The organism is Bacteroides sp. AM07-18, assembly GCF_003602695.1.
GTDB lineage: Bacteria > Bacteroidota > Bacteroidia > Bacteroidales > Bacteroidaceae > Bacteroides > Bacteroides uniformis.
This window is the reverse complement of sequence record NZ_QTLM01000015.1, coordinates 87,138-98,478: the sequence shown is the minus strand read 5'-3', so window position 1 is coordinate 98,478 and position 11,341 is coordinate 87,138. Positions and strand designations below refer to the sequence as shown.

12 protein-coding genes are annotated in these 11,341 nt (G+C 44.0%); 9 read left to right on the top strand and 3 right to left on the bottom strand.

Annotated elements, in window-relative coordinates; genetic code table 11:
• Window positions 1-219 precede the first annotated feature (219 nt).
• From DW096_RS15775 to der, 5 genes are all read left to right on the top strand, one after another.
• A complete protein-coding gene (locus DW096_RS15775) occupies window positions 220-798 on the top strand; it encodes a DUF177 domain-containing protein (protein WP_005829530.1) in 579 nt (192 codons plus the stop codon).
• Window positions 799-810: 12 nt separating this feature from the next.
• Entirely contained in the window at window positions 811-996 is a 186-nt protein-coding gene (gene rpmF / locus DW096_RS15770; RefSeq protein ID WP_004288267.1) for a 50S ribosomal protein L32, read from the top strand.
• A 123-nt stretch (window positions 997-1,119) separates the two neighbouring features.
• Window positions 1,120-2,124 (top strand): beta-ketoacyl-ACP synthase III, encoded by a 1,005-nt coding sequence (locus DW096_RS15765; RefSeq protein WP_005829534.1) that lies wholly within the window; start codon window positions 1,120-1,122, stop codon window positions 2,122-2,124.
• An 85-nt stretch (window positions 2,125-2,209) separates the two neighbouring features.
• Window positions 2,210-3,091, top strand: a complete 882-nt coding sequence (era, locus tag DW096_RS15760; protein ID WP_016274452.1) for a GTPase Era — start codon at window positions 2,210-2,212, stop codon at window positions 3,089-3,091.
• Window positions 3,092-3,140: 49 nt separating this feature from the next.
• Window positions 3,141-4,454, top strand: a complete 1,314-nt coding sequence (gene der, locus DW096_RS15755) for a ribosome biogenesis GTPase Der (RefSeq protein WP_005829538.1) — start codon at window positions 3,141-3,143, stop codon at window positions 4,452-4,454.
• Window positions 4,455-4,568: 114 nt separating this feature from the next.
• Here the strand turns inward: der and DW096_RS15750 are convergent, their stop codons facing one another.
• Both DW096_RS15750 and DW096_RS15745 read right to left on the bottom strand, forming a co-directional pair.
• Window positions 4,569-5,339 (bottom strand): ABC transporter ATP-binding protein, encoded by a 771-nt coding sequence (locus DW096_RS15750; RefSeq protein WP_005829539.1) that lies wholly within the window; start codon window positions 5,337-5,339, stop codon window positions 4,569-4,571.
• Window positions 5,336-6,079 (bottom strand): ABC transporter permease, encoded by a 744-nt coding sequence (locus tag DW096_RS15745; RefSeq protein WP_005829541.1) that lies wholly within the window; start codon window positions 6,077-6,079, stop codon window positions 5,336-5,338. Before DW096_RS15745 ends, DW096_RS15750 begins: the two co-directional genes overlap by 4 nt.
• Before the next feature lie 182 nt (window positions 6,080-6,261).
• Here DW096_RS15745 and lptB point away from each other — a divergent pair, with 182 nt between their 5' ends.
• On the top strand, window positions 6,262-7,002 hold the full coding sequence (lptB, locus tag DW096_RS15740; protein WP_034523256.1) for an LPS export ABC transporter ATP-binding protein: 741 nt from the start codon (window positions 6,262-6,264) through the stop codon (window positions 7,000-7,002).
• A gap of 82 nt (window positions 7,003-7,084) precedes the next feature.
• On the opposite strand, the gene DW096_RS15735 is transcribed toward lptB, so the two are convergent.
• Window positions 7,085-7,333, bottom strand: a complete 249-nt coding sequence (locus DW096_RS15735; RefSeq protein ID WP_005829545.1) for an RNA-binding protein — start codon at window positions 7,331-7,333, stop codon at window positions 7,085-7,087.
• A gap of 474 nt (window positions 7,334-7,807) precedes the next feature.
• Here DW096_RS15735 and tig point away from each other — a divergent pair, with 474 nt between their 5' ends.
• The 3 genes from tig to clpX all read left to right on the top strand — a co-directional run bounded on the left by tig (window position 7,808) and on the right by clpX (window position 11,204).
• Entirely contained in the window at window positions 7,808-9,163 is a 1,356-nt protein-coding gene (gene tig / locus DW096_RS15730) for a trigger factor (RefSeq protein WP_005829551.1), read from the top strand.
• A 131-nt stretch (window positions 9,164-9,294) separates the two neighbouring features.
• Entirely contained in the window at window positions 9,295-9,957 is a 663-nt protein-coding gene (gene clpP / locus DW096_RS15725) for an ATP-dependent Clp endopeptidase proteolytic subunit ClpP (protein ID WP_005829555.1), read from the top strand.
• Window positions 9,958-9,959: 2 nt separating this feature from the next.
• Complete coding sequence (clpX, locus tag DW096_RS15720; protein ID WP_005829557.1) at window positions 9,960-11,204, top strand: ATP-dependent Clp protease ATP-binding subunit ClpX; 1,245 nt, start codon at window positions 9,960-9,962, stop codon at window positions 11,202-11,204.
• Window positions 11,205-11,341: the final 137 nt, after the last annotated feature.

Sequence of the window (11,341 nt, the reverse complement as noted above, 5' to 3'; positions counted from 1 at the left end):
CCGTGTCTGATAAGGATACGGAGGCTTTGTTCGTTTTATATCTTTACATATACTTGGATGCCGGCATGGATTGTTCTTGTGTTTTAGGCCATGAGTTTTCTGCTGATTTGTAGTGATATCAGGGTGAAATGAACATAAAAAAATGAATATTTTACTCTAAATACTACATAATGAGGATAATTATTCGTATCTTTGTCGCCCGAATAAACAAAAGAAGCTTTGGGAAAGTTTGATAAATACAAAATAGACCTGAAAGGTATGCAAGCAGATTCATGCAAATATGAGTTTGTGCTAGACAACCTTTTCTTTGCCAATATTGATGGACCGGAAGTGCAGAAGGGTAAAGTCAATGTGGTGTTAGTTGTAAAGAAAACATCTCGTGCTTTCGAATTGAACTTCCAGACAGACGGAATGGTGTGGGTGCCATGTGACCGTTGTTTGGACGATATGGAACAGCTTGTCAGCTCGACAGATAAGCTGCTGGTTAAGTTCGGTCATGAATATGCCGAAGAAGGTGACAATCTCATTGTAATTCCCGAAGAGGAAGGTGAGATTAATGTAGCATGGTTTATGTACGAGTTTGTAGCTTTGGCCATCCCCATGAAGCATGTGCATGCTCCGGGTAAGTGTAACAAGGCAATGACCAGCAAATTGAGTAAGCATATGCGCACTACTCCGGATGATGATATGGCTGAGGACACATTTGCTCCGGAAGAAGAGGTGGAGCTGATGAATGAAGAAGAAACGCAGGTAGACCCGCGTTGGGACGAATTAAAGAAAATATTAGATAACAATTAAAGATTAAAGAAAATGGCACATCCTAAGAGAAGACAGTCAAAAACAAGAACTGCGAAGAGAAGAACTCATGATAAAGCAGTAGCTCCTACACTGGCTATTTGCCCGAATTGTGGTGAGTGGCATGTATATCACACTGTATGTGGTGCATGTGGTTACTATAGAGGTAAGCTTGCAGTTGAAAAGGAAGCTGCCGTATAATTACGGTCAGTTTGACTAAAACTTATACTTGAATATCGGGCGTCTAAAAAGATTTGTAATTTAATAAGCAAACCTTTTTAGACTACCGTTGTTTCAGTAGTTCTATAAGTAAACAAGATTTTAATGGAAAAAATAAATGCAGTAATTACAGGAGTCGGCGGTTATGTACCTGATTACGTCTTGACAAACGACGAAATCTCAAGAATGGTGGATACCAATGACGAATGGATTATGACTCGTATCGGAGTAAAGGAAAGACGTATCCTGAATGAAGAAGGGTTAGGTAGTTCCTATATGGCGCGTAAAGCTGCCAAACAGCTGATGCAACGTACTGGCGCGGATCCGGATGATATAGATCTGGTGATTGTAGCTACTTCCACTCCGGATTATCATTTCCCTTCTACAGCTTCTATTTTATGTGATAAGCTAAGGCTGAAAAATGCATATGCTTTTGACTTGCAGGCAGCCTGCAGCGGATTTCTCTATCTGATGGAGACGGCGGCCAATTTCATCCGTTCTGGAAGATATAAGAAGGTTATCATTGTGGGAGCCGACAAGATGTCGTCAATGGTTGATTATACAGACCGTGCTACTTGTCCTATCTTTGGAGACGGCGCTGCAGCTTTCATGCTCGAGCCGACAACAGAAGATGTAGGTATTATGGATGCTATTCTGAGAACCGACGGCAAAGGTTTGCCTTTCCTGCATATGAAAGCGGGTGGGTCGGTTTGTCCTCCCTCTTATTTTACTGTAGACAACCACATGCATTACATTTATCAGGAAGGACGTACTGTGTTTAAGTATGCCGTATCCAATATGTCGGATGTTAGCGCGGCCATTGCCGAGAAAAACGGTCTGACAAAGGATAGCATTGACTGGGTGATTCCGCACCAGGCCAATCTTCGTATCATTGATGCTGTGGCACATCGTCTGGAAGTTCCTCGTGAGAAAGTACTGATTAATATCGAACGTTACGGCAATACCAGTGCTGCTACGTTGCCTCTTTGCATCTGGGACTTTGAAGATAAGCTGAAGAAAGGCGACAACCTTATTTTCACTGCATTCGGCGCAGGATTTACCTGGGGAGCCGTGTATGTGAAGTGGGGATACGACGGAAAGAAGCAGTAACATACTATTGCTAAATATAATATGATAAAAACGCATCCTATTTCGATTCGATGCGTTTTTTTGTCTCAATTCAAATACTGAAGTCATGCACAAAGCAGGTTTTGTAAATATCGTGGGAAATCCGAATGTGGGCAAATCCACATTGATGAACGTTTTGGTAGGTGAGCGCATTTCTATCGCCACTTTCAAGGCGCAGACCACCCGTCATCGGATTATGGGCATCTATAATACGGATGACATGCAAATTGTGTTTTCGGACACTCCGGGTGTATTGAAGCCAAACTATAAGTTACAGGAGTCCATGCTTAATTTCTCCACTTCGGCATTGGCGGATGCAGATGTGTTGCTGTATGTGACAGATGTGGTTGAGACTCCCGACAAGCATAATGATTTTGTGGAGAAAGTAGGACACTTGGACGTTCCGGTATTGCTGCTTATCAATAAGATTGATTTAAGCAACCAGGAAAAGCTGGTGGAACTGGTGGAAGCATGGAAGGAATTGCTGCCGAAGGCGGAAATTATTCCTATCTCTGCTACTTCGAAATTTAATGTGGATTATGTCATGAAGCGGGTGAAGGAGCTGTTGCCCGACTCACCTCCTTATTTCGACAAGGACCAGTGGACGGACAAGCCGGCGCGTTTCTTCGTGACCGAAATAATCCGTGAGAAAATTCTGTTGTACTACGATAAGGAAATCCCTTATTCGGTGGAGGTGATGGTAGAACAGTTTAAGGAGGAGGCAAAGAAGATTCATATCAGTGCCGTAATCTATGTGGAGCGTGATTCGCAAAAAGGTATTATCATAGGCAAGCAGGGGAAGGCTTTGAAGAAAGTGGCTACTGAAGCGCGCCGTGATTTGGAGAGGTTTTTCGGGAAAACGATATTCCTGGAGACGTTTGTGAAAGTTGATAAGGATTGGCGGAGTTCGGACAAGGAACTGCGTAATTTTGGTTATCAGCTGGATTAAGAGTTATTCATACGACTGTGACAGTCGCAAAAAACAAAGAGTGTGAACTATGGGAAATTTAGTTGCAATCGTAGGACGTCCCAATGTGGGAAAGTCTACATTATTTAACCGTCTGACCAAGACACGTCAGGCAATTGTGAATGAGGAAGCGGGAACCACCCGTGACCGCCAATATGGAAAGACCGAATGGTTGGGACGTGAGTTCTCCGTGGTAGATACCGGCGGTTGGGTAGTGAACTCTGATGATATTTTCGAAGAAGAGATTCGTAAGCAGGTATTGATGGCGGTGGACGAAGCCGACGTGATACTGTTTGTGGTGGATGTGATGAACGGGGTTACGGACCTCGACGAGCAGGTAGCTGCCATCTTGCGTCGTGCCAAGAAGCCTGTGTTGCTGGTTGCCAATAAGACTGATAATCATGAACTGCAATACAATGCTCCTGAGTTCTATAGCTTGGGTTTGGGTGACCCTTATTGTATTTCTGCTGTAACGGGTAGCGGTACGGGCGATATGATGGACCTTATCGTCAGCAAGTTCAAGAAGGAATCTGATGAAATTCTGGACGAGGATATTCCCCGCTTTGCAGTAGTGGGACGCCCTAATGCCGGAAAGTCTTCCATAGTCAATGCCTTTATTGGAGAAGACCGCAACATCGTGACGGAGATTGCCGGTACCACGCGCGATTCTATCTATACCCGCTACAATAAATTCGGTTTTGATTTCTACCTGGTAGATACGGCGGGTATCCGTAAGAAGAACAAGGTGAATGAGGATTTGGAGTACTACTCCGTAATCCGTTCCATTCGTTCCATTGAGAATGCAGATGTATGTATTTTGATGGTAGACGCTACGCGTGGCATCGAAAGCCAGGATTTGAATATCTTCTCCTTGATACAGAAGAATGCCAAGGGGCTGGTGGTTGTGGTGAACAAGTGGGACTTGGTGAAGGACAAGACTGTGAAGGTGATGAAGACTTTCGAAGATGCTATCCGCAACCGTTTCGCTCCGTTTGTGGATTTTCCTATCATCTTTGCTTCGGCACTGACCAAACAGCGTATTCTGAAGGTATTGGAAGAGGCGCGTGATGTGTACGAAAATCGTATGACGCGTATTCCGACAGCTCGTTTGAACGAGGAAATGCTGCCGCTTATCGAGGCGTATCCACCCCCTTCAATTAAGGGTAAGTATATCAAGATAAAGTATATTACGCAGTTGCCCAATACCCAGGTGCCGTCATTTGTTTATTTTGCAAATCTTCCACAATATGTGAAAGAGCCTTACAGACGATTCCTGGAAAATAAGATGCGTGAGAAATGGAAGTTGACCGGAACTCCGATAAATATCTATATCCGGCAGAAGTAAAATATATCGTGATGATATAGTCGATTCTATTAACTGGTTTTATGAAGAGAAAGCGTCCGGAACATAGCTTCCGGACGCTTTCTTATGTAATAGGTTAGAAAATGAGGTGTGGTTTTATCCTTCAAGGTTCTGTATCTCCACTTCTTTGACTTTCCGGAATAGGTCAGATGCAAATATGAAACTGTTCAACCGCTCGTTGGTGGAAGTGAAGATATCGTCTTTATTGCCTTCCCATTCTTTGTGTCCTTCGTAAATATAGATGATTTTTTCTCCGATACCCATTACAGAGTTCATGTCATGAGTGTTGATGAGAGTAGTCATATTGTATTCTCGGGTTATATCTTGTATCAGTTCGTCGATGACAAGCGAGGTCTTGGGGTCAAGTCCTGAATTCGGCTCGTCACAGAACAAGTATTGCGGGTTTAGGGCAATGGCACGGGCAATGGCTACGCGTTTCTGCATACCGCCGCTGATTTCTCCGGGAAATTTGTCTTTGGCTTCAATCAGGTTTACACGCTCCAAGCAGAACATGGCACGACGAGTCCGATCGCGCAGGGTATCGTTGCTGAACATGTTCAGTGGAAACATCACATTGTCCAGTACCGTCATGGAATCGAACAGCGCGGCACTTTGGAAAATCATTCCCATTTCCCGGCGGAGCGCTTTCTTTTCCTTCTTTCCCATGGCGAGGAAGTTGCGGTGGTCATACAACAATTCTCCTTTGTCCGGTGTCAGCAGACCCACGATACATTTCATGAGTACGGTTTTTCCCGAACCGCTCTGCCCTATGATTAGGTTGGTCTTTCCATTCTCGAAAGTGGCATTGATATCTTTCAGTACCTCTTTTTCTTCAAATGATTTGCAAAGTCCTTTCAGTTCAATCATCCCATTAAAAGTTGAGTTAATATTAGGTCGGCGAATAAGATAAGTACGCTGCTGCATACTACGGAGTCGGTGGACGCCTTGCCCACTTCGATGGAACCGCCTTCGACGGTGTAACCGAAGAATGCCGATACGCTGGCAATGATAAAGGCAAAGAACAGCGACTTGATGATGCCGCACCAAATAAACCATTCGACAAACATGTACTGCAAGCCGTATTCCAAATCTACTGCCGACATGATGCCGCCGAACCAGCAAGTACAGAAGGCACCTATGATACCGGCGAATATACTGAACGTCACCATCAGTGGAATGGTTGTCACCATAGCGGCAATTTTCGGTAGGATGAGATAGTTGGCAGAATTGACACCCATAATTTCAAGGGCGTCTATCTGCTGGGTGACTCGCATGGTGCCCAGCTCCGAGGCGATGTTTGACCCGACCTTTCCTGCCAGAATCAGACACATGATGGAGGAGGAGAATTCCAGCAGCATGATTTCTCGGGTTACATATCCCACTGTCCATCGAGGCATGAAAGGACTCTCGATGTTCAACTTTATCTGTATGGTGATTACAGCTCCGATGAAGAACGATATCAGCAATACGATGCCGATAGAGTTCACGCCGAGCTGTTCCAACTCGTTGACATATTGGCGGAAAAACATACGCATACGTTCGGGACGGGCAAATACGCGTCCCATCAGTATGATATATCGTCCCACTGTCTTAAGTGCTTTAAACATGACATATAAGTATTTGAATGCAAATGTACACTATTTCGGCTTATTTTTGCTACATTTGCGGCGAAAACCTTTAGAGTATGGAAGAAGAAAAAGGCATAAAGGACAATGTAGAGGAAGTTAAGGAAAATCTGCAGGCCGGACCAAGCTTGACTGCCGGGGCAGAGCCACGGGAGGAAGGTAGCATGGTGCTGCGTACGGAGGATTTGGTGAAAAAGTACGGAAAGCGTACGGTAGTGAGCCATGTGTCCATTGATGTGAAGCAAGGGGAGATTGTCGGTTTGCTGGGGCCGAATGGCGCCGGTAAGACAACTTCGTTTTATATGACCGTAGGGCTGATTACTCCCAATGAGGGACGTATCTTCTTGAATGATTTGGATATAACGAAATATCCGGTATACAAGCGTGCGCAGACGGGTATCGGTTATCTGGCTCAGGAGGCTTCTGTGTTCCGTCAAATGAGTGTGGAGGACAATATTGCATCTGTACTGGAAATGACCGACAAGCCTTTGGAGTATCAGAAAGACAAGCTGGAGAGCCTGATTGCAGAGTTCCGCTTGCAGAAGGTAAGGAAGAACAAGGGTAACCAGTTGTCAGGTGGCGAGCGGCGCCGTACAGAAATTGCCCGTTGTCTGGCCATTGACCCCAAATTTATTATGTTGGACGAGCCTTTTGCCGGTGTAGACCCGATTGCAGTGGAGGATATTCAGCAGATTGTGTGGAAGTTGAAAGATAGGAATATCGGCATTTTGATTACTGACCACAATGTGCAGGAGACGCTGAGCATTACCGATCGTGCTTATCTGCTATTTGAAGGAAAAATTTTGTTCCAGGGTACGCCGGAAGAGTTGGCCGAGAATAAGATTGTACGTGAAAAGTATCTGAGTAATAGCTTCGTACTTCGTCGCAAGGATTTTATGAAGTAATCCCGGATACTGTCGATTGATAGAAATAAAAAAAGACCACTCATTCAGTGGCCTTTTTTTATTTCTCCTTAAATCTCTATGATTAATATTTTGGAGGTCTTGCTTCTTTCACTACCATTTGGCGGCCGAAGAATTCAGCACCGTCTAGTTCGGCAATAGCTTTAGCTGCAGCAGCGTCATCTTCCATTTCTACAAAAGCGATGCCTCTGAAACGTCCGGTGGTGCGGTCATTGATAAATTTTACAGAAGATACTGTGCCGTAATCTTCCATTGCCTTCTGCAGGTCACTCTCCTTAACGCGGTAGTTAAGGTTTCCAACATAAATGTTCATAATGAAATTGATAAAATAAATATAATGAATAAAACTCTCTTGGAAGGAAGGCTGAATAATAAATGGATTACAACGACAGAGAGTTTACAAAAGCGTTCTTGAAAACGGAAGTAAAAACCATGTAATGGAAATCGAAAAACTAATGCGCCATCATTCCGCGACAAAGAAACGCATAAAATTCGGATAAACAATGTTTTTCCTTAATTATTTTTGTAGATTGTCGTGCCTTCGGGCAACTCCCATTTCTCTTCATAGAAACTGGACGGTTCGGTTTATCATCGTCTTTTCCCTGAGTATCTTTCCCATAAACGTCCTCCGTTGTCAGTCCGATGGTTGGGCTCTTCTACCGCTCTATCCAAGAATTAAACTGAAATAAATCGGCAATGTTCTTTTGATAATTGAAAGAATAACGCTAATTTTGCACGCCCATTTGAGATATGGAACAAAGTATAAATCAAATAAATAATTGTCAGAATGAACGTTTCATTACAAAACATTGACAAAGTAAGCGCACTGCTTACTGTAAAGCTTGAGAAAGCAGATTATCAGGAAAAAGTAGACAAATCATTGAAGAGCTTCCGTCAGAAGGCACAGATTCCCGGTTTCCGTAAGGGAATGGTTCCTATGAGCTTAGTTAAGAAAATGTATGGTAAGTCTGCATTGGCTGAAGAGGTGAACAAGCTGCTTTCAGAAACAGTATATAAGTATATCCAGGACAATAAGGTAAATATATTGGGCGAGCCTTTGCCCAACGAAGACAAGCAGCAGGAAATTGATTTCGATACTATGGAAGAGTTCGAATTCTTGTTTGATATTGCTTTGGCTCCGGAATTTAAAGCTGAAGTCAGTGCAAAAGATAAGGTAGATTACTATACTATTGAAGTTACAGACGAAATGGTGGATAACCAGGTCAAGGCTTACACTCAACGTAACGGCAAGTATGACAAGGTAGACGTTTACGAGGACAATGACATGCTGAAAGGTTTGCTTGCTGAACTGGATGAAGAAGGTAATACCAAAGAGGGTGGTATTCAGGTGGAAGGTGCTGTAATGATGCCTTCGTACATGAAAAATGATGAACAGAAAGCTATCTTTGCCGGTGCAAAAGTGAACGATGTGCTTGTATTCAATCCGAATACTGCTTGGGACGGAAATGCTGCCGAATTGTCTTCTTTATTGAAGATTGACAAGGAAGCTGCTCCCGAAGTAAAATCCAATTTCAGCTTCCAGGTAGAAGAAATCACACGTTTCGTTCCGGGTGACTTGACTCAGGAAATTTTCGACCAGGTATTTGGCGAAGGTAATGTGAAAACGGAAGAGGAATTCCGTGCCAAAGTGAAGGAAGTTATTGCCAACCAGTTCGTGGCAGACAGTGACTATAAGTTCTTGATTGACGCACGTAAGATGCTGACAGAGAAAGTAGGCAAGCTGGAATTCCCGGATGCATTACTGAAGCGCATTATGCGTCTGAACAATCCTGACAAGGAAGAAAGCTTTGTAGAGGACAACTATGACAAGAGCATCGAAGAGCTGACTTGGCACCTGATTAAAGAACAGCTGGTGAAAGCCAATGATATCAAGGTTGAGCAGGAAGACATCACAAACATGGCTAAGGAAGCTACCCGCGCACAGTTTGCACAATATGGTATGATGAGTGTGCCTGAAGAAATCCTGGAAAACTACTCAAAGGAAATGCTTAAGAAGAAAGAGAGCATAGAAGGCTTGGTTAATCGTGTGGTTGAATCTAAATTGGCTACAGCATTGAAGTCTCAGGTGGAACTGGAGCATAAGAACGTTTCTGCTGAAGAGTTCAATAAGATGTTTGCATAAGAGTAATGTGAGCCTACGGCTAAAATTTATAAAGAAACACAGAGTTTGACAAACTATAACTCTGTGTTTTTTTGTGTCTCTGTGTTCTTTTTTGTTTCTTTGTATCCTTATAAATTAAAAAATAGAAAGAAATGGATGATTTTAGAAAATACGCTACCAAGCATCTTGGTATGAACAGTTTGGTGCTGGACGATGTGATTAAATCACAAGCCGGCTATTTGAATCCCTATATCCTCGAGGAACGCCAGCTCAATGTAACGCAGTTGGACGTGTTTTCCCGTCTGATGATGGACCGCATCATTTTCCTCGGTACGCAGGTTGATGACTATACAGCCAATACTTTGCAGGCTCAGTTGCTTTATCTGGATTCGGTGGATCCGGGCAAGGATATTTCCATCTATATCAATTCGCCGGGCGGTTCGGTATATGCCGGTCTGGGTATTTATGATACCATGCAGTTCATCAGTAGTGATGTGGCTACCATCTGTACTGGAATGGCGGCAAGCATGGCAGCCGTATTGCTGGTTGCCGGTGCCGAAGGCAAACGCTCCGCATTGACCCACTCCCGCGTGATGATACACCAGCCGATGGGAGGTGCCCAGGGGCAGGCCTCAGATATTGAAATCACGGCACGTGAAATCCAGAAGTTGAAGAAAGAACTTTATACCATTATCGCCGACCACTCCCACACTCCCTTTGACAAGGTATGGGCAGATTCTGACCGTGACTACTGGATGACAGCCCAGGAAGCCAAAGAATATGGTATGGTAGATGAGGTTTTGATTAAAAAATAAATATGGCAGATTCAAGAAAGAATAAAAATAGATGCAGTTTTTGCGGTCGCACCGAAGATGAAGTCGGATTTCTCATAACGGGGATGAATGGCTATATCTGCGACAGTTGCGCCACCCAGGCTTATGAGATTACTCAGGAGGCTTTGGGGGCTGGCAAGAAGGCAAGTGCCACGAAGCTGAATCTGAAAGAACTTCCTAAACCCGTAGAAATAAAGAAGTTCCTCGATCAATATGTCATTGGTCAGGACGATGCCAAGCGTTTCTTGTCTGTGTCGGTGTACAACCATTACAAACGTCTGCTCCAGAAGGACGGCGGTGATGATGTGGAGATTGAAAAATCGAACATCATCATGGTAGGCAGTACCGGTACGGGAAAGACGTTATTGGCGCGTACTATCGCAAAGTTGCTGCATGTTCCTTTTACTATTGTAGATGCAACAGTTCTGACAGAGGCAGGTTATGTGGGTGAGGACATTGAAAGCATTTTGACACGTCTGCTCCAGGTGGCGGATTATAACGTGCCCGAGGCAGAGCAAGGTATCGTGTTTATTGATGAGATAGACAAAATAGCGCGCAAGGGTGATAATCCTTCCATAACCCGTGATGTGAGTGGTGAAGGCGTGCAGCAGGGATTGCTGAAACTGCTGGAAGGTTCTGTGGTGAATGTGCCTCCCCAGGGTGGGCGCAAGCATCCCGACCAGAAAATGATTCCGGTCAATACCAAGAATATTCTGTTCATTTGCGGTGGGGCTTTCGATGGCATTGAAAAGAAAATTGCCCAGCGGCTGAATACGCACGTTGTCGGGTATAGCGCTGTACGCAATACGGCAACCATTGATAAGAGCAACATGATGCAGTACATTGCTCCGCAGGATTTGAAGTCGTTCGGACTGATTCCCGAGATTATCGGCCGCCTTCCGGTGCTGACTTATCTGAATCCGTTGGACCGTGCGGCATTGCGCTCCATTCTTACGGAACCGAAGAATTCCATCATCAAGCAATACATCAAACTGTTTGAGATGGACAATGTGAAGCTGACGTTTGAAGATGCTGTATTTGAATATATCGTGGATAAAGCGGTAGAATATAAGTTGGGAGCCCGCGGCTTGCGTTCCATTGTGGAGACAATTATGATGGATGCCATGTTCGAAATTCCGTCAGAACAGAAGGACAATTTTGTTGTGACGTTGGACTACGCCAAGCGCCAGCTTGAAAAGGCAAATATAGCACGACTGCAAAGTGCTTAAGAATCAGATGGTAATACGGGGTAAAACCGACTATTTTACTTTTTATTGAAAAATATTCGATGGATTATGCTTGAAATTTAAGAAGTTGTTTATAACTTTGTTAGGGTTCTTTGTGAAAACAAGGCGGAGTACCACTA

What these genes read in the sequence shown, in the direction of transcription:
- rpmF (WP_004288267.1), top strand. Translation starts at nt 811, where the DNA reads ATGGCACATCCTAAGAGAAGACAGTCAAAAACAAGAACTGCGAAGAGA.
- DW096_RS15765 (WP_005829534.1), top strand. Translation starts at nt 1,120, where the DNA reads ATGGAAAAAATAAATGCAGTAATTACAGGAGTCGGCGGTTATGTACCT.
- era (WP_016274452.1), top strand. Translation starts at nt 2,210, where the DNA reads ATGCACAAAGCAGGTTTTGTAAATATCGTGGGAAATCCGAATGTGGGC.
- der (WP_005829538.1), top strand. Translation starts at nt 3,141, where the DNA reads ATGGGAAATTTAGTTGCAATCGTAGGACGTCCCAATGTGGGAAAGTCT.
- DW096_RS15750 (WP_005829539.1), bottom strand. Translation starts at nt 5,339, where the DNA reads ATGATTGAACTGAAAGGACTTTGCAAATCATTTGAAGAAAAAGAGGTA.
- DW096_RS15745 (WP_005829541.1), bottom strand. Translation starts at nt 6,079, where the DNA reads ATGTTTAAAGCACTTAAGACAGTGGGACGATATATCATACTGATGGGA.
- lptB (WP_034523256.1), top strand. Translation starts at nt 6,262, where the DNA reads ATGGTGCTGCGTACGGAGGATTTGGTGAAAAAGTACGGAAAGCGTACG.
- DW096_RS15735 (WP_005829545.1), bottom strand. Translation starts at nt 7,333, where the DNA reads ATGAACATTTATGTTGGAAACCTTAACTACCGCGTTAAGGAGAGTGAC.
- tig (WP_005829551.1), top strand. Translation starts at nt 7,808, where the DNA reads ATGAACGTTTCATTACAAAACATTGACAAAGTAAGCGCACTGCTTACT.
- clpP (WP_005829555.1), top strand. Translation starts at nt 9,295, where the DNA reads ATGGATGATTTTAGAAAATACGCTACCAAGCATCTTGGTATGAACAGT.
- clpX (WP_005829557.1), top strand. Translation starts at nt 9,960, where the DNA reads ATGGCAGATTCAAGAAAGAATAAAAATAGATGCAGTTTTTGCGGTCGC.